The 17,448-nt window shown below is 34.2% G+C and carries 13 protein-coding genes; 6 read left to right on the plus strand and 7 right to left on the minus strand.

Annotated features, from left to right (window positions below; all coding sequences use genetic code 11):
* Window positions 1-20: 20 nt before the first annotated feature.
* The 6 genes from FEM21_RS00795 to FEM21_RS00820 form a co-directional block, all read right to left on the minus strand.
* On the minus strand, window positions 21-2,510 hold the full coding sequence (locus tag FEM21_RS00795) for a TonB-dependent receptor (RefSeq protein WP_035656746.1): 2,490 nt from the start codon (window positions 2,508-2,510) through the stop codon (window positions 21-23).
* A gap of 174 nt (window positions 2,511-2,684) precedes the next feature.
* Window positions 2,685-5,876, minus strand: a complete 3,192-nt coding sequence (locus tag FEM21_RS00800) for an efflux RND transporter permease subunit (RefSeq protein ID WP_035656750.1) — start codon at window positions 5,874-5,876, stop codon at window positions 2,685-2,687.
* 7 nt (window positions 5,877-5,883) lie between these two features.
* Window positions 5,884-6,945, minus strand: coding sequence for an efflux RND transporter periplasmic adaptor subunit (locus FEM21_RS00805; RefSeq protein WP_035656752.1), 1,062 nt, complete (start codon window positions 6,943-6,945; stop codon window positions 5,884-5,886).
* Between the two features lies 1 nt (window position 6,946).
* On the minus strand, window positions 6,947-8,287 hold the full coding sequence (locus tag FEM21_RS00810) for a TolC family protein (RefSeq protein ID WP_035656753.1): 1,341 nt from the start codon (window positions 8,285-8,287) through the stop codon (window positions 6,947-6,949).
* Complete coding sequence (locus FEM21_RS00815) at window positions 8,287-8,883, minus strand: TetR/AcrR family transcriptional regulator (protein ID WP_035656755.1); 597 nt, start codon at window positions 8,881-8,883, stop codon at window positions 8,287-8,289. The genes FEM21_RS00810 and FEM21_RS00815 overlap by 1 nt, the downstream gene beginning before the upstream one ends.
* 36 nt (window positions 8,884-8,919) lie before the next feature.
* The gene (locus tag FEM21_RS00820; protein ID WP_035656757.1) at window positions 8,920-9,441 is read right to left on the minus strand and encodes a YceI family protein; all 522 of its coding nucleotides are present in this window, start codon (window positions 9,439-9,441) and stop codon (window positions 8,920-8,922) included.
* A 205-nt stretch (window positions 9,442-9,646) separates the two neighbouring features.
* Between FEM21_RS00820 and FEM21_RS00825 the strand changes: the two genes are divergently transcribed.
* Genes FEM21_RS00825 through FEM21_RS00835 form a run of 3 tightly spaced genes read left to right on the plus strand, consistent with a single transcriptional unit; the run spans window position 9,647 to window position 11,748 of the window.
* On the plus strand, window positions 9,647-10,621 hold the full coding sequence (locus FEM21_RS00825) for a polyprenyl synthetase family protein (protein ID WP_035656758.1): 975 nt from the start codon (window positions 9,647-9,649) through the stop codon (window positions 10,619-10,621).
* Between the two features lie 14 nt (window positions 10,622-10,635).
* On the plus strand, window positions 10,636-11,364 hold the full coding sequence (locus tag FEM21_RS00830; RefSeq protein WP_035656759.1) for a hypothetical protein: 729 nt from the start codon (window positions 10,636-10,638) through the stop codon (window positions 11,362-11,364).
* 30 nt (window positions 11,365-11,394) lie between these two features.
* On the plus strand, window positions 11,395-11,748 hold the full coding sequence (locus FEM21_RS00835; RefSeq protein ID WP_035656761.1) for a hypothetical protein: 354 nt from the start codon (window positions 11,395-11,397) through the stop codon (window positions 11,746-11,748).
* Window positions 11,749-11,762: 14 nt separating this feature from the next.
* Here the strand turns inward: FEM21_RS00835 and FEM21_RS00840 are convergent, their stop codons facing one another.
* Window positions 11,763-12,308, minus strand: a complete 546-nt coding sequence (locus tag FEM21_RS00840) for a hypothetical protein (RefSeq protein ID WP_051627427.1) — start codon at window positions 12,306-12,308, stop codon at window positions 11,763-11,765.
* 116 nt (window positions 12,309-12,424) lie between these two features.
* On the opposite strand from FEM21_RS00840, the gene FEM21_RS00845 reads away from it, so the two are divergent.
* The 3 genes from FEM21_RS00845 to FEM21_RS00855 all read left to right on the plus strand — a co-directional run bounded on the left by FEM21_RS00845 (window position 12,425) and on the right by FEM21_RS00855 (window position 17,432).
* Window positions 12,425-15,217: a 2-oxoglutarate dehydrogenase E1 component gene (locus tag FEM21_RS00845; protein ID WP_035656762.1), complete on the plus strand. Its 2,793-nt coding sequence runs from the start codon at window positions 12,425-12,427 to the stop codon at window positions 15,215-15,217.
* A 63-nt stretch (window positions 15,218-15,280) separates the two neighbouring features.
* On the plus strand, window positions 15,281-16,516 hold the full coding sequence (gene odhB / locus FEM21_RS00850; protein ID WP_035656763.1) for a 2-oxoglutarate dehydrogenase complex dihydrolipoyllysine-residue succinyltransferase: 1,236 nt from the start codon (window positions 15,281-15,283) through the stop codon (window positions 16,514-16,516).
* Window positions 16,517-16,643: 127 nt separating this feature from the next.
* Complete coding sequence (locus FEM21_RS00855; protein WP_035656765.1) at window positions 16,644-17,432, plus strand: ThuA domain-containing protein; 789 nt, start codon at window positions 16,644-16,646, stop codon at window positions 17,430-17,432.
* The last annotated feature ends 16 nt before the right edge of the window (window positions 17,433-17,448 follow it).

Below are 17,448 nucleotides of genomic sequence, written 5' to 3' on the forward strand. Positions count from 1 at the left end.
TGTTTTTTGTTTATATTTATTTAGAATCTGTAACCGAAACTAGCTGCAACAGCTCTCATGTTTCTTGGGTGAACAGTACTCCATCCATCATAAGTATCTACATTAGCGATATTGTCTAATTTTAATGTCAAAGTAAATTTGTCATTTCCATAAAATATAGACGAATTTAATACAGTATATTCAGGGATAGTGAAGGCACCGGTTACTCTTCCGTTAACCACTTTATTTTCACCTGAATAATTACCTCCAAATCCTAGACCAAATCCTTTTAAAGCAGAGTTTTGGAAACGGTAACTAGCCCAAAGATTAGCAGAATTATAAGCTCCTGCTGTTGTTGGTCTGTAGCCAATAGTGTTTATATCTCCTTTAGTAACATTAGAATCTACATAACTATAACCTGCTACAATGTTTAAACCTTGAATAGGATTAGCTATAAATTCAGCTTCAAATCCTTCATTGATTTGAGCTCCATCCTGGAAATTAGTAACATCAGTAGCTGAGTTACGAATGCTGTAAACACGATCTGTTACTTTAATTTTATAATAACTAAAAGTAGCATATAATTTTTCTTCAAATAAATTTAATTTAGTTCCAAATTCTAATTGGTCAGCATGTTCAGGATCAAAAACACGAGGAGTTCTGACAGCACCATTAATGTCTTCTCCAGGAGCTACATTTGTAAATCCGTTCATGTAGTTAGCAAAAAGAGATATTTCATCTAATATAGGTTGGTAAACAATTCCAAATTTTGGAGAAAGAGTTGTTTGATTGTAACCACCGTTTTTAGCATTCATATAGCGATCTACACGTAAACTTGCCATAGCAGATAAATTTGGCAATACATTGATCACATCAGATACATAAGCGCTGTAAATTTCTTGTTTTTGTTTACTATTATTAACTGTTGCTCCAACTAATAAAGCATCAGTAGCATTTTTGCTCAATTTACCATTGTCGCCAGTTCTAATGTATTGTGCCGGATTTGTTACTTTAAAAACAACTTCATTAACCGTTTGTAAATCATCATTTCCAATATATACAGATCCATTTTGTACATAACCAGTTCCATTATCAACAATTTGACGATTAAAATAATCAACTCCAACCACGATACGATTTCTTAGGTTTCCAATTTTAAAATCGCCAATGAAGTTTTGTTGGATGTCTGTAGCTAAAGTTGTTGAGTTTTGATAGTTTAACAATCTGTCAAAAACTAGCCCATTGTCAATTCCTGGAAATCTTCTTGTGGTAGTACCAGTTACAAGTTGGTCAGTATTATCAAATAAATAACTATAATATCCTTCAGATTTAGCTGATGTTCTGGAAATAGCTGTTTGAGATTTCCATGAATCATTTATTTTATAAAACATTTGTCCTTGCAAATTGAAAGAAGGTGTTTTAATTGATAATTGATTGCTTGTATAAGAACGTTTGTTGTTATAGCCTAATTCATCAATATTGTTCACACGTAACGGAAAACTACGGGCTAAAAACAACATAGTTGCATTAGTTGCTTCGTTATTTAAAATTTCAGTATTAATTAAGAACGAAAGTCTGTCTGAAGCTTTGTAAGATAATGAAGGAGCAACAAAAAAAGCTTTTCTGAATCCTGCATCCTGAAAACTATTTTCGTTGTGGTAAGCTGTGTTGATTCTGAAATTAATTGTTTTTTCTTCGTTTAAAGGCGTGTTGATATCTGCTGTTACACGGTTTAATCCATAAGAGCCAGTAGTGTAATTTACCTCGCCTCCAAAGCGATCGTATGGAGTTTTAGTTGTAATATTGATTAATCCTCCGTATGAAACAATACTGTTCCCAAATAAAGTTCCTGATGGACCTTTAATTACTTCAATTCTGTCAATGTTGGCAGGATCTAAACTTCCATTAGAAAGTCCCGGTAATCCATTTAGAGCTCTTGGCTGAACTGAAAATCCACGTAATGAAAAATATCCGGCTCCGTCTGATCCACGTCCAGTTGATGTCCAAAGAGGTTGTATTCCTGGTGCATTTTTTAAGGCATCATCAATATTAGTAACTACTTGTTCCTTTAATAATTCTGAAGAAATTGTGGTGTAAACTTGTGGGTTTTCAAGATTTTTAAGTGGTAGTCTTGAAATTTGAACGTTCTCTTTTCTTGCTAAGTGATTCTTTTTTCCACTATTAATAAGAACTTCATTTAATTCTTCAGAGTTTGAACTAATATTTGCGTTTTGAATCAATTCCTGACCTTCGGCAATACTAATTTTTAGTTCTTTTCCATTATACCCAATTGCTGATATTTTTAGCGTATAATTTCCAGCTTTAACATTTTTTATCTTGTAATTTCCTTTTTCATCAGTAGTTGTTCCTAGTCGGGTTCCTTTTAGGATTACAGTGATATTTTCAGGAGATTGATTGTCGTTTACTGTAATTTGCCCTTTAATAGTTCCTTTTTCCTGAGACCAGGAAGTAGTAGAAAATAGTAAAGTAAACAATAAACTGAATAAGGATAGGGTTAATTTAGTTTTCATGTTATTTAGAATAAATTTTGATTGTGCAAAAGTAAATGCTAAATACATATAAACCAAATTATTTTAATTTGTTCTAAATAAAATGCTAAGCCATTCGGAATTGTTTTTTACAAAATTGAAAAAGCCTGTCCAAATTAATGAACAGGCTCTTTCAATTCTGAAATTATATCTTGATTAATGATTGTGTTTTGGGGTAAATCCGTCTTCACTCATTTCCAGATGTTCATAATCTGCTTTCATTTCGGCATCGTAATCTACTTTTTCATCTTTGCCCATTCTTCTTAAAATAGAATCAAATAGTGAGTAAACTACAGGTACGATAATCAAAGTCAAGAATAATGATGATGTCAACCCACCAATAATTACCCAAGCCAAACCGTTATTCATTTCTGCTCCGGCTCCTTTTGCAATTGCAATTGGTATCATACCAAAAATCATCGCAATGGTAGTCATCAAAATCGGACGAAGACGCGCGTGGTTTGCCTGAATCAATGCATCATGAGTAGTTTCTCCTTCAGCTTTTCGCATATTCGCAAAATCGACAATCATAATTGCATTCTTGGCTACCAGACCAATCAACATAATCATACCAAGCATAGTAAAGATGTTTAATGAATTTGCTGTTAATGCCAGAATTACCATTACTCCAATCAATGCTAACGGAATTGAGAACAATACCACAAAAGGATATACAAATGAGTCATATAACGATACCATAACCAAATAAACTAATATGATAGCAGCTAATAACGCAATTCCTAAGGTACCCATACCTTCAGTTTGGTTTTCCATATCTCCACTCCAAATGTAATTTACACCAGCTGGTTTCGTTTTTTCATTATCCATAAACTGAGCTGCCCATTCATTAGCAACGTCACCAATAGGACGACCTACTACTTTTGATTTCACCTTTACAGATGGTGATTTGTCTCTACGCTCTAACAAACTTGGTCCAGAGCCCATTTTTACATCAGCAAACTGACTTAATCTAATTTGTTGTCCTTGTGAATTTGTAAACATTAAGTTTCTAACATCTTCAATGGATTGTCTATTGGCATCACCAAAACGAATATTGATATCATATTCATATTCACCAGCTCTGAATTTTCCATCGGTATTTCCGCTGAAAGCCGTTTGCATGGTTTGTCCTATACTTCCTAAGTTTAAACCTAAGGAAGCCATTTTATCCCTATCGATATTTACCTGAACTTCCGGGCTACCACCATCTGATGATAATTCAGCATCTACTGATCCGGGTACTTTTTTAAGCAATTCAAGAATTCGATTTGCTTCTTTGTTAGCTGTTGCATTATCCGGACCTGTAACTACCATTTCAATTGGCGCAGCATCTGCACCCATTAATCCGATAGGAGCGGTTTTAAATTCAACTCCAGTGAATTTTTCTTCTAATGCTCTTTTTATCTTAGCGGCTTTAATATCAGTACTTTCGTTACGTAATGATTTATCGACTAAGTTTACCTGAATTTCAGATTGATATAAAGTAGCCTGTGCAGCACCAAAACCAGTAGATTGTTGCCCTACAGTCGTAATCATATCTACTACTTCTTTATCATTTCTAAGGAATTTTTCAACCTCTAAAGTCAATTGATTGGTTTTTTCTACCGAAGCATCTTTCGTTAATTCCATTTGAACTAAAAACTGACCTCTATCGGTTTTAGGGAAGAATTCTCCACCGATGAATCCACCGCCAAGTAATCCCATTGTAGTTACAATTAGCAGGACAAATGTTAAAAATACAGTAAGAAATCTTCTTAGAGTTGTTTTTAAACACCATTCTAAAATTCCTGAAATCCAGTGTGTGAATTTATCTAATTGTGCTTCAAAACCAAGAATAAATCTTTCGAAAATATTTTTTCCGGTAAGGTGAACTAATTTACCGTATCTTGAAGATAACCATGGAATAATGGTAAAAGAAGCCAATAATGAGAACATTGTCGCGATTACTACAGTCACACAAAATTGAGCTAAAATATCAGCTACTAATCCGGAACTCATTGCAATTGGTAAGAACACGACCACGATTACCAATGTAATAGCCGTTACTGTAAATCCAATTTCTGAAGCACCATCATAAGCAGCACGAATTCGGCTTTTACCCATTTCCATATGACGGTATACGTTTTCTAAAACCACAATTGCGTCATCCACCAGGATACCAACTACTAATGAAAGTCCTAATAAACTCATTAAGTTTAAGGTGTATCCCATTAAGTACATCCCAATTACGGTTGCGATTAACGAAACTGGAATAGAAACCATTACGATAAAGGCATTTCGGATATTGTGAAGGAATAATAGCATTACAATTGCTACCAAAATAATTGCTAAGAACAAATCGAAGATTACGTGATCTGCAGCTTCTAATGTAAAATCGGTAGTGTTATCTACAATTTTTACTTTTACCGCTTGTGTTTTATAATCAGTCTCTACCTGAGCAACTGTTTTTTCGATTAATTCAGAAACCGTTACAGCATTAGCGTCTGATTGTTTCTTAACCTGCATTAAAATAGTAGGCAACTGATTGTATCTTGCTACTTTTTCGGTATCTTTTTGAGAATCAAAAACGGTTGCAATATCTGAAAGTCTTACTTGTGCTCCGTTTTTATTAGAAACCACAAGATTATTCATTTCCGTAATGTTTTGGTACTTTCCGGAAAGTCGGATAGTGGCTCTTGATGTTCTTGTTTTTAAAGCACCAGTAGGGAAATCAAGGTTAGATGTTAAAATTGCCTGTTGTACATCGCCTATAGAAAGACCGTACCCTTGCATTTTCTTTTCATCTAAATTAACCTGAATTTCTCTTTCCTGACCACCTACAAGATCAACCTGAGCTACTCCGTTTACACGAGAGAATATTGGTTCGATTTTTTTATCTAAAAGATCGTATAATTCTTTATTATTCAATTTATCACTGGAAACACTCATGGTGATAATAGGAAGATCATCTAATGAGAATTTTTGAAGTGACGGAGCATCAACATCTTCAGGAAGATCTCCCAAAATTGCATTTACTTTTCTTTGTGCATCATTCATAGCGTAGTTTACATCGGCACCAGTGTTTAACTGAACCATTACAACTGATAAACTTTCGTATGACGAAGCTTCTACTTTCTTTACGTTTTCCAAAGCACCAACGGCATCTTCAATCTTTCGGGTTACCGAAGTTTCTACCTCACTTGGCGAAGCTCCCGGATATACCGTAGAAATAGTTACCATATTAGTTTCAAACTTCGGGATTAATTCGTACCCCATTAAGGAGTAACTTAACAAACCTCCCAGGGTAAGTATCGTAAATAATACGATTACCAGGGATGGTCTTTTAATAGATATTTCTGCTAACTTCATTTTTGTATTACTTTATGATGTTAATTTTAGAACCGTTGTCCAGGTTGATTTGTCCAGAAGTAACTACTTGTTCTCCTTCATTTAATCCGTCTAAGATTTGAACTTTATCACCGTACACTTTTCCAGTTTGTACCTTAATTAATTTTGCAGTTCCATTGTTTATTATAAACAATTGCCCTGAACTTACTCCGTTTACAAATGCTGTTGCAGGAACAGTTATCATATTTTGAGTTTCAGCACCGCTACTGGTTTTAAAATTAGCTGTAGCATACATACCTGCTTTTAAATTTCCTTTGTTTTGAACTTCGATTTCAACTGGAAAATTTAATGAAGCATCACTTTTAGGAGCAATAAAAGTAATTTTTCCGCTGAAGTTTTCGTCAGCTAAAACATTTACATTAATTGCTACATTTTGACCTACGCTAATTTTTCCTATTTGGCTTTCGTCAACTAAAACTGAAAGTTTTAACGAATTAATATTAACGATTTCGAACAAAGGAGTTCCTGGTGAAACTACCATTCCAGGCTCAACCATTTTTTTATTGATGGTACCGCTAATTCCGGCTTTGATTCGGGTATCATTTACTTTTACATTTTGCGATTTTAAAGCAGCCTGAGCGTTTTTTAACTGCAATCTTGAATTATCAAGCTGTTGTTTAGTAACACCACCGGTTTTATAAGCGTTTTCATAACGTTGATTATCAGCAATGGCATTTTGTAAATTGTTTTGTGCCTGAGTTACATCAACTTCAATAGCGTCTCTTTTGATAGTAGCTAAGGTTTGTCCGGCAGAAACTCTTGAGCCCTCTTTTACAAGAACACTTAGAATACGCCCTGAAATTTCAGCAGCTTGATTCATTTCTTGTTTTGGAAGAAAAGTACCATTGGCAACATAACCAGTATTAATATTTTCTCTGGAAACAGTAATTGTATTTACGTTGATTTTATCTACTTGTTTAGCAACTTCGGCTACTTCTTGTTGCTGCTTTTCTTTATTATTTCCAATTTTATAAGCTGCCAGTCCTATTAAAACAGCTGCTACGATGGCATATATTATGTTCTTTTTCATTTTAGTTATTTATTAAGTTTTTAAGTTCTCCTTTCGATTTGATAAGTTTTATTTCGGCTAGTTTGTAATCTAAAACAGCTGCTGTATAATTATTTTGTGCTTCAATAGAAGCATTTTCAGCATCCAGTAAGTCAGTTAATGAAGCTAAACCTTGTGCGTAATTGTTGTTGATGTTTTTTAGAATTTCATCAGCTAATCGCATGTTTTCTTTTTGATTTTCTATTGTAATAATGCTGTTCTCTATTTGAGTTTTAGCATTTTTATAATCTAAATCCAAAGACAATTGCGTGTCTTTAATATCTTCCTGAATTGTTCTCAATTCGATATCAGCTTGTCTTACTTTAGCTCTGGTTCCAAATCCTGTAAAAACCGGAATTCTTAAATTCAATCCTATAGATGAGAAATCAGACCAATATACTCCATCAGCAGGTTTTGCAAACAAAGGCATTTGAGGTCCCTGACCAATGTAGTTATAGTTAGCCGAAAGTGAAAGTGTAGGATAATAAGTGGCAAGTATTGATTTTTTTTGCAATACCAATAACTCTTCTTGTTTTTTCAGAATTAAAAATTCACTTCTGTTGGCTGAATTTGGAATATCAGTAAAAGCAGTTGGAGTTACTTCAAATTCTGATTGAGGTATATCAATTTCAGTATCAATAGGCATCCCGATGTAGAATTTCAAAGCATTTTCCTGTAATTGTACTGAATTAATGATTTGCTGTTTTTGAGTATTGATGTTAGATAAGTTTACCGTCATTCTATCTAAATCAATTCTTTTAGCTAGTCCATTATCAAATTGCCCTTTAACAATATCACGAACCTTAGAAGTTGTTTTTAAATTACTTTCAATCAATGCTAGTTTTTGACGTAAAACATAAACCTGATAGTAATTGTTAGCTACTCTTTCAATAACTTGTTCTTCTGTCAGCTGATTGTTTATTTGGTAAAATTCACGTGTTGTTCTTGCTGCTTTTAAACCTGTAAAAACCGATTGATCAAACAAAGCCTGTGTTAAAGAAACTCCTCCGGTAGAAGTCCATTTTTGTCCTAATGGCGCTAAAAGTGTAGTTCCCGGAGCTCCAAAAAAGTCTCCTGGTAAAGCATTTAGTTGCAAAATAGGATTGTAAGTCATGTTGCCGTTTATCGAAACTTGTGGTAAAGCTCTCGAGCGAACTTCCTGAATTTGGTATTCACTGTTTTCGACTTTTAATTGTGCTTTCTTCGCTTCGGCTTTGTTCTCAAGTGCATATTGTATCGCATCCTTGAGAGTAAGCGTCTTTTTTTCCTGTGCATTTGTAATCGTTACAAATGATAGAATAGTTAATATTAGTAGTTGCTTCATTATTTAGTTATATTTAGTAAATTTTTCTCTAATTCGATAATTCCTTCGGCGGTAGCCATAGCTCTGGTATGGTATTCTAAAGCGTCAAGTTCTAATTGATATGCTTCTCTTTCAGATTGTGTGTTTTCGTTGATATTGAAAATGAGATAATAGTAAAATTTTACGTATGCTTCAATGTTTAGATCTTTTCGGTATAAATTTTGAGCAATTCCTTTTTCCATATTTTGTCTAAAACAAAACTCGCATTCTTCAATTTGAAATTTTAATGCATTGGTAAAAATCTCAGGATAATGTTTCTTTAGCTGATATATAGGTGATGTGTCTGAGGATTTAAACATTTCACCAAACATGCGTCTGATTTCAAAATTTTCTTGAATTGCGTTATAATCTTTTGAAATTACTTCATCTATAAGTTCATGAACTTTTGTGTGAATTAATTGTACGCTCTGTTCAATTAAAATTTCTTTATTACAAAAATATTTGTAGATTGTTTTTTTAGAAATGCACATTTCTCCTGCTATGTCGTCCATAGTGATACTTTTAAAACCTAGTTTTAAAAACATTTCGCTTGCCTTAGAAATAATCTTCTCTTTCATTTTATTTTTAATTCTATTGTTATAAGTAGCATTGCATTAAATGCTGAATTCAACATTAGCGACAAGTTTAATGTCTTGTCCTGTGGTTAATCCGTTATTAGTGTTGAATGCATTCGATGCTAATCCAAAATCTTTTCGGTTAATATCGGCAGTAAGTTCAAATGCTACTTTTTTTTCGCCGTCTAAATAATCAGTTTCTATCAGTTCCACATCAAGTTCTACTGTTTTAGTAATATTCTTGATAGTTAAATCGCCTTTTAAGAAATTGATGTTTTTGTTGATTTTTTGAAAAGAAGTCGATTTGAAACTAATAGTAGGGTATTGGTTCACATCAAAAAAATCATTTAGTTTTAGGTAATTACTAAATTGTTCCAGTTTTGATTCCCTGTTTTTTACGTCTAATGAAAATGCTATGGTTGCATCCTGAATTTCATTGTTCTTAAAGTCGGCATGACCTTGAAAGCTATTGAAGTTTCCTCCTAAATAAGCAATTATTGAATGTCTCATTCTGATTAATACATCAGATTGGTTCGAATTAACTTTCCATTTTGTTTTCATAATCCTTTGTGCATTTTATAACTTCCAATCAATTTTGTTCTAGAGCGACTCCGAATTTAATTGTTAAATTCTGATGCAAATATAGATTGGAAACTTTGAATACCAAAATAGTTTCCATTGTTTTTTTTGATAATTTAACATTTCAATCATAAACGAAGTTTGTAATCCAATGTGAATGCTGTAAATTAGCCCGAAAATTAAATTTATGCACTCCGTAAGTCAATATCAGGAATTTGTAACCGATTATCTTAAAACACAAATAGAATTAAAAGAACCAAGAAATTTATATGAACCTATACATTATATATTAGGTCTTGGCGGGAAAAGAATTCGTCCTGTTTTAACTTTAATGAGTGCGGAGATTTTTGGAACTTCCTATAAAAAAGCATTATCTGCGGCGCTGGCTGTTGAGGTTTTTCATAATTTTTCTCTGGTTCATGATGATATTATGGATGATGCGCCTTTAAGAAGAGGAAGTGTTACCGTTCATGAAAAATGGAATACTAATACCGCTATCTTATCCGGAGATGCAATGTTGATTTTGGCTTACCAATATTTCGAATTTTACAAGCCTGTTATTTTTAGAAAACTGGCAAAGTTGTTTAGTAAAACGGCATTAGAGGTTTGTGAAGGTCAGCAAATGGATGTGGATTTTGAAGTGCGTCAGGATGTAACTATTCCTGAATACATGAAAATGATCGAATATAAAACGGCAGTTTTAGTTGCGGCGGCTATGAAAATGGGTGCAATTATTGCTGAAACTCCTAAAAAGAACGGAAAATTAATCTATGATTTTGGTTTAAATCTAGGATTAGCATTTCAGTTACAAGACGATTATTTAGATGCTTTTGGAAATCCGAAAACTTTCGGAAAACAAGTAGGAGGAGATATTATCGAAAATAAAAAAACGTATTTGTACTTAAAAGCAATCGAATTTTCGAATGAAACCAATAAACAAAGACTAACTGATTTATTTTCAAATCAGCCTGCGGATAGTTCGGATAAAATTAATGAGGTTAAAGAAATTTTTGTCAATTCAGGAGCTGCAGCTGCTACACAAAAAGCAATTGAAGAATATACTTTTAGAGCTTTTGAAACTCTTGATAAAATGAGTATTGGTGACAAAAAGAAAGAAATTCTTCGTGCTTTTGGAGAAAATCTAATGGGTAGAAAAGTCTAATCTGTAGTGTTCGAATGACTACCGTAGTAGCTAGCTTTTTCAATGATGAAAAATTCCACGTAGAAAAACAATTGTTTTTTGCGGTTTGTTTTCCTTTGTTTACTATTTTGGCTTTAGCGATTGATAGTGTTTCTTTTGCTGAAAATTATTTTGATGGACGCCAAATTACAAATGTTTTAGCATTACTTTATTTTTCTTTTTTCTTCTGGTTTTCAGGATCACATTTAAGAAGATTAATGTTTGTTATGGTAATCTTATCTTATATAGGTGAGTTGATTTTTTGCACCTTATTAGAAATGTATCATTATCGAACGGCGGTTATTCCTTTATATGTTCCTTTTGGTCATGCAATTGTTTTTGCTTCAGGATATGTGTATGCGCATACGCAATGGGCTGTTAAACGAGATGCGATTTTACGAAAATACTTTTTAATTGGTTTTTTTGCATTGTTCCTGTTCGTTGGAATTTTTCTAAACGATGTTTTTTCGGTTATTTTTGGAATCTTTTTCTTTTTACTTTTAAAAAGAAAGCGCTGGCAGAATTTATATTATTTCATTGCTTTGTGTGTGATATTTATTGAGCTGGTGGGGACATATTTCGAATGTTGGAAATGGGAACCAAAAACTTTTGGATTAATTCCTGCTGCAAATCCGCCTATGGGAGCCGTTTTTTTCTATGCAGGAGGCGATGTGCTGTTGTCTAAAATTGTAGATTGTTGGAAAATAAAAACTGTAAAAGAGTAAATCTTAAATTGTAATTGAATTTATATAATTATGTACATTTCTCCGTTAAATACCGATTTGCTGTTTGAAGAAGCTCAAAAAGAATCTTTGTATCTCAAATTGATTCAGCAGTTAAATAAAGATTTTAATCTGGCTAATGAAGGAGTCGATTTTCCGATGAGTATTTCGCCCGCTGAATTAAAAATTCAATTACACGAAAAAATCTACCGATTGATTCAGTATAAATTTGCCGAATATTTGAATCTGCTGTATGTAATTGATGTTGCAGAAGATGAGGTAAAAAAACTCGATGGTTCTGATTTGGTTATTTTAGCAGAACAGGTTTCTTTTTTAATCTTAAAAAGAGAATGGCAAAAAGTATGGTTTCGAAATAATTTTAAGTAGAACTCAGGACTCCCTCAAAAATAAAACCTTACAAATGGCATAAAAGCATCGCTGTAAGCACTTTTGTTGTCATCATGTAAAACATTGTAGCGGGCACCTATGGTTACATTTCCGTTTCGGTAACCGGCGCCTAGAAATAAACCGGTATTCCAGAAGTTGTTGCTGAAATCGTTATTACCAATTCCTTTTACGTTGACTCTTAATTGTTCCAGTTCGGCAGAAAGCTGGATTTCAGGAATAGGGTTGAATAGCGTAATTAAACTTCCGCCGTATAAATTAGAATTGTGGGAATCTTTTACTTTTACATAAGTATATTGCGCTCCTAAACCTACTGCAAAATATTGGTTTACATTGTAAATAGCACTTGGTACAACCGAAATATCAGTATAACCGGAGCCAAAACTTAAACCTAATCCACCTCCAAACTGTACATTTTGCCAAAAATCATTACTGGATTTAAAGTCAGTACTCTGATTTTGAGCGGATAATGTAATGGAAAAAAATACGAATAAGGCAGTCAAAATTAAATTTGGAATACCTAAGGCATGTTTTTTTGTCATAAGTAGTAAGGTATTTAACATTTTAATAGTTAAAAGTGTTTTAATTTTCAAGTAAATTTAGTTGATTATTGTACTTTTGCCAAACTATTTTAACAAAAAGTATATTCACTAACATTATGGATAGGTTTTCATTTTTAAATGCAGCGCATACCGAATTTTTTGCTCAATTATACGATCAATATTTAGAAAACCCAGATAGCGTAGAGCCTAGCTGGAGAAGTTTTTTCCAAGGTTTCGATTTTGGAATGGAAACGTACAATGAGGAAAATCCAGTTCAATACAGTGCAGTAGCAGCAGCTCCGGTTTCTTCAGCAGCTCCGTCTCCTGTAGATAACAGTAAGATTTCTGAGCAACTTCAAAATGAGTTTAAAGTTGTAAAATTAATCGACGCATACCGCACCAGAGGACATTTGTTTACTAAAACAAATCCTGTGAGAGAGCGTAGAACTTTTTCACCTACTTTAGATTTAGAAAACTTCGGTCTTTCTTCAGCTGATTTGAATACTACTTTTGATGCAGCAAAAATATTAGGATTACAACCTTCTACTTTATCGCAAATTGTTAATCACTTAACTACAGTTTATTGCCAGCATATTGGTATCGAATACATGTATATTCGTAGACCGGAAATTGTAGAGTGGATTCAGGAGCGATTGAATATCAACGAAAATCGTCCTACTTTCTCAGCTGATGAGAAAAAAGGAATTTTAAATAAATTAAATCAAGCCGTTTCTTTTGAGAACTTCTTACATACTAAATATGTAGGTCAAAAACGTTTCTCACTTGAAGGTGGAGAAACTATTATTCCGGCTTTAGATGCTTTAATCGAAAGAGCTGCCGAAAAAGGAGTAGAACAATTCGTAATGGGAATGGCTCACCGTGGTCGTTTGAACGTTTTGGCTAATATCTTTGGTAAATCTACTCAGGATATTTTCTCTGAATTTGACGGAAAAGACTACGATCAGGAATATTTTGACGGTGACGTAAAATACCACTTAGGTCTTACAGCTGACAAAATTACTAAGTCTGGACGCAAAATCAACATCAACTTAGCTCCAAACCCTTCGCACCTTGAAACTGTAGGTGCCGTTATCGAAGGTATTACAAGAGCAAAACAAGATAAATATTTCCCTAACGATTTTTCTAAAGTATTGCCTATCGCCGTTCACGGAGATGCTGCGATTGCAGGACAAGGTATTCTTTATGAAATTATCCAAATGGCACAATTAGATGGTTACAAAACAGGAGGAACAATCCACATTGTAATCAACAATCAGGTTGGTTTTACAACTAACTATTTAGATGCTCGTTCATCTACTTATTGTACAGATGTTGCTAAAGTAACTTTGTCACCAGTATTACACGTAAATGCTGATGATGCAGAATCTGTAGTTCACGCTATGCAATTTGCATTGGATTTCAGAATGCAATTTGGACGTGACGTATTTATTGACTTATTAGGATATAGAAAATATGGTCATAACGAAGGTGATGAACCTCGTTTTACGCAACCTGTATTATATAAATTGATTGCTAAACATAGAAATCCGAGAGATTTGTATGCTGAGAAATTATTGTCAGAAGGTGTAATCGATGCTAATTTGGTGAAAACCATCGAAAAAGAATACAAAGACGATTTAGATCAAAACTTAGAAGCTTCCCGTAAAAAAGATTTGACAATCATTACTCCGTTTATGCAAAATGAATGGAATGGTTTCAAACAGGTTTCTGATGATATCATGTTACAAAAAGTAACAACTACTGTAGAAAAATCGACTTTAGATTCTATTATCGAAACCGTATCTAGTTTACCATCTGATAAAAAATTCATTAACAAAATCACAAAAATTGTTACTGATAGAAAAGCTGGATATGTTAACAACACTATCGATTGGGGAACTGCCGAAACATTAGCTTACGGTACTTTATTGACTGAAGGTTTTGATATTCGTATTTCTGGTCAGGACGTTGAGCGTGGAACTTTCTCTCACCGTCATGCGGTAGTAAAAGTAGAAGATTCTGAGGAAGAAGTAGTATTATTAGATGCTATCGAAAACAAAAAAGGAAACTTCCGTATTTTCAACTCTTTCTTGTCTGAGTACGGAGTATTAGGGTTTGATTATGGTTACGCCTTAGCTAATCCAAACTCTTTGACAATCTGGGAAGCACAATTTGGAGATTTCTCTAATGGAGCTCAAATTATGATTGACCAGTACATTTCTTGTGGAGAAGACAAATGGAATAATCAAAACGGATTAGTAATGTTGTTGCCACACGGTTACGAAGGACAAGGTGCTGAGCACTCTTCGGCACGTATGGAGCGTTATTTACAATTATGTGCACGTCACAATATGTACGTGGCTGATTGTACTACGCCGGCTAACTTCTTCCACTTGTTAAGAAGACAAATGAAAACTACGTTCCGTAAACCATTAGTTGTTTTCTCTCCAAAAAGTTTGTTACGTGATCCAAGATGTGTATCAACAATTGACGAATTAGCAAATGGTCAGTTCCAGGAAACTATTGATGACAATACAGTAGATAAAAAGAAAGTAAAAACTTTAGTTTTTGTTACAGGTAAATTCTACTATGATATTGTTGCCGAAAGAGAAAATAACGGACGTAATGATGTGGCTGTAGTTCGTATCGAACAATTGTTCCCATTACCAGTAGAACAATTAAAAGCAATTATTGCACAATATCCAAATGCTGATGATTATGTTTGGGCACAAGAAGAGCCTAAAAACATGGGAGCTTACAGCTATATGTTGATGAATTTTGATCTTGTAAAATGGAGATTAGCTTCTCTTAAAGCTTACTCAGCACCAGCTGCAGGAAGTTATACAAGAGCAAAACGCCGTCATGCAGATGCTATCAGAATGGTATTTGATAAAAATTTGTTTAGATAATCATCGCACAGAATAACGATTCATACATTAAAAAATAAAATTCATAATTTAAAATATTACGACATGATTTTAGAAATGAAAGTTCCATCACCAGGGGAATCTATTAAAGAAGTTGAAATCGCCACTTGGTTAGTAAAAGATGGGGATTATGTTGAAAAAGATCAAGCAATTGCTGAAGTAGATTCAGATAAAGCTACATTAGAATTACCAGCTGAAGCTAGTGGTATCATTACCCTAAAAGCTGAAGAAGGTGATGCAGTAGCAGTAGGAGCAGTAGTTTGTCATATCGACACTGCGGCTGCTAAACCATCAGGATCTGCACCAGCAGCAGAAGCGCCTGCAGCGGCTCCGGCTCCAGTAGCTGAAGCTCCAAAAGCGGCACCTGCACCAGCGGCTCCGGCAGCACCAGCAGCTACTTATGCAACTGGAACTCCGTCTCCGGCTGCTAAAAAAATATTAGATGAGAAAAACATCGCTCCGGCAACTGTATCAGGAACTGGAAAAGGTGGAAGAATAACTAAAGATGATGCTGTAAAAGCAGTTCCTTCAATGGGAACTCCTACAGGTGGAAACCGTGGAGTTGATCGTACTAAATTATCTATGTTACGTCGTAAAGTAGCTGAAAGATTAGTAGCTGCTAAAAACGAAACTGCGATGTTGACTACTTTCAACGAAGTAAACATGACACCTATTAATGTTTTGCGTAATGAATACAAAGATGCTTTCAAAGCGAAACACGGTGGTGTAGGTTTAGGATATATGTCATTCTTTACAAAAGCGGTAACAAGAGCTTTAGAATTGTTCCCTGATGTAAACTCTATGATGGATGGTGATCACAAAATTGCTTTTGATTTTGCTGATATCTCAATTGCAGTTTCTGGACCAAAAGGATTAATGGTTCCTGTAGTTCGTAACGCTGAGAATTTAACTTTCCGTGGAATTGAGGCTGAAATCAAAAGATTAGCTTTAAGAGCACGTGATGGTCAAATTACAGTTGATGATATGACAGGTGGTACTTTTACAATCACTAATGGTGGTGTATTCGGTTCTATGTTATCTACACCAATTATCAACCCTCCACAATCTGGAATCTTAGGAATGCACAACATTATCGAGCGTCCTATCGCTGTAAATGGTAAGGTTGAAATTCACCCAATGATGTACATTGCTCTATCTTATGACCACAGAATTATCGACGGTCGTGAGTCAGTAGGTTTCTTAGTAGCTGTTAAAGAAGCTTTAGAAAACCCTGTTGAATTGCTTTGCGGTGGAAACCCTAAAAAAGCATTTGAATTGTAGTAAATACAAATTCCAATATAATCCTGCAAGGTTTTCAGAACCTTGTAGGTATAACATAAAAATCCCAAATTCCAATTTATGGAGTTTGGGATTTTCTTTTTATATTCGAAAAATAAATAAAAAGACTATGAAAATCAAATTACTACTGTTTGTATTTATTATTGGATTTACCACTGTTTTTGCTACTCCACCAGCTCAAAAACGAATTTTGGTTTATACCAAAAACGGTAAAGGTTATGTGCATAAAAATATAGCAGCAAGTGTTGATGCTTTGAAGAAAATGGGAGCAGAGAATCATTGGTTGGTTGATGTTTCAGATGAGCCATCGGTAATGACAAATGAGAATCTAAAAAAATACGATTGCCTTATTTTTTCGAATACCAATAATGAAATTTTTGATAATGAAGAACAGCGACAGGCTTTTGTGGCTTACATTCATCGTGGCGGAAGTTTTGTGGGGATTCACAGTACTTCGGGATCTGAGCGTAGTTGGCCTTGGTTTACGGCGATGGTGGGTGGCGCTTTCAAAAAACATCCTGCTTTTCAGTCTTTCGAAATAAAAGTAATCAATAAAAATCATCCGGCTACTTCAATGCTTTCTGAAACATGGATTAAGGAAGACGAATGTTATTATATGGACGAATTAAATCCAAATATTCAAGTCCTTCTGGCTGCCGATTTACGAACAGTAAAAGATGATACTAAAACTACTTATCCAGGACGTGTTTTTGGGGATTATTTTCCGTTATCCTGGTATCATGAATTTGAAGGTGCCAGAGTGTTTTATACGGCTTTAGGTCATGATGCGAAGGATTATGCTGATTCGGTTTATTTAGAGCATTTAAAAGGCGGAATTATGTGGGCTTTGGCAGAAAACCCAAAAGAGTCACATTCGAAGAAAAAATCAAGAAAGTAGACTGTTCTTGGAAACA

Source organism: Flavobacterium seoulense, assembly GCF_000695795.1.
Taxonomy (GTDB): domain Bacteria; phylum Bacteroidota; class Bacteroidia; order Flavobacteriales; family Flavobacteriaceae; genus Flavobacterium; species Flavobacterium seoulense.

Excerpts from the sequence above, each read along its gene's own strand:
- FEM21_RS00840 (WP_051627427.1), bottom strand. The coding sequence starts at position 12,308 with ATGACAAAAAAACATGCCTTAGGTATTCCAAATTTAATTTTGACTGCC.
- FEM21_RS00805 (WP_035656752.1), bottom strand. The coding sequence starts at position 6,945 with ATGAAAAAGAACATAATATATGCCATCGTAGCAGCTGTTTTAATAGGA.
- FEM21_RS00830 (WP_035656759.1), top strand. The coding sequence starts at position 10,636 with ATGACTACCGTAGTAGCTAGCTTTTTCAATGATGAAAAATTCCACGTA.
- FEM21_RS00810 (WP_035656753.1), bottom strand. The coding sequence starts at position 8,287 with ATGAAGCAACTACTAATATTAACTATTCTATCATTTGTAACGATTACA.
- FEM21_RS00800 (WP_035656750.1), bottom strand. The coding sequence starts at position 5,876 with ATGAAGTTAGCAGAAATATCTATTAAAAGACCATCCCTGGTAATCGTA.
- FEM21_RS00825 (WP_035656758.1), top strand. The coding sequence starts at position 9,647 with ATGCACTCCGTAAGTCAATATCAGGAATTTGTAACCGATTATCTTAAA.
- FEM21_RS00820 (WP_035656757.1), bottom strand. The coding sequence starts at position 9,441 with ATGAAAACAAAATGGAAAGTTAATTCGAACCAATCTGATGTATTAATC.
- FEM21_RS00795 (WP_035656746.1), bottom strand. The coding sequence starts at position 2,510 with ATGAAAACTAAATTAACCCTATCCTTATTCAGTTTATTGTTTACTTTA.
- FEM21_RS00845 (WP_035656762.1), top strand. The coding sequence starts at position 12,425 with ATGGATAGGTTTTCATTTTTAAATGCAGCGCATACCGAATTTTTTGCT.
- odhB (WP_035656763.1), top strand. The coding sequence starts at position 15,281 with ATGATTTTAGAAATGAAAGTTCCATCACCAGGGGAATCTATTAAAGAA.
- FEM21_RS00815 (WP_035656755.1), bottom strand. The coding sequence starts at position 8,883 with ATGAAAGAGAAGATTATTTCTAAGGCAAGCGAAATGTTTTTAAAACTA.
- FEM21_RS00855 (WP_035656765.1), top strand. The coding sequence starts at position 16,644 with ATGAAAATCAAATTACTACTGTTTGTATTTATTATTGGATTTACCACT.
- FEM21_RS00835 (WP_035656761.1), top strand. The coding sequence starts at position 11,395 with ATGTACATTTCTCCGTTAAATACCGATTTGCTGTTTGAAGAAGCTCAA.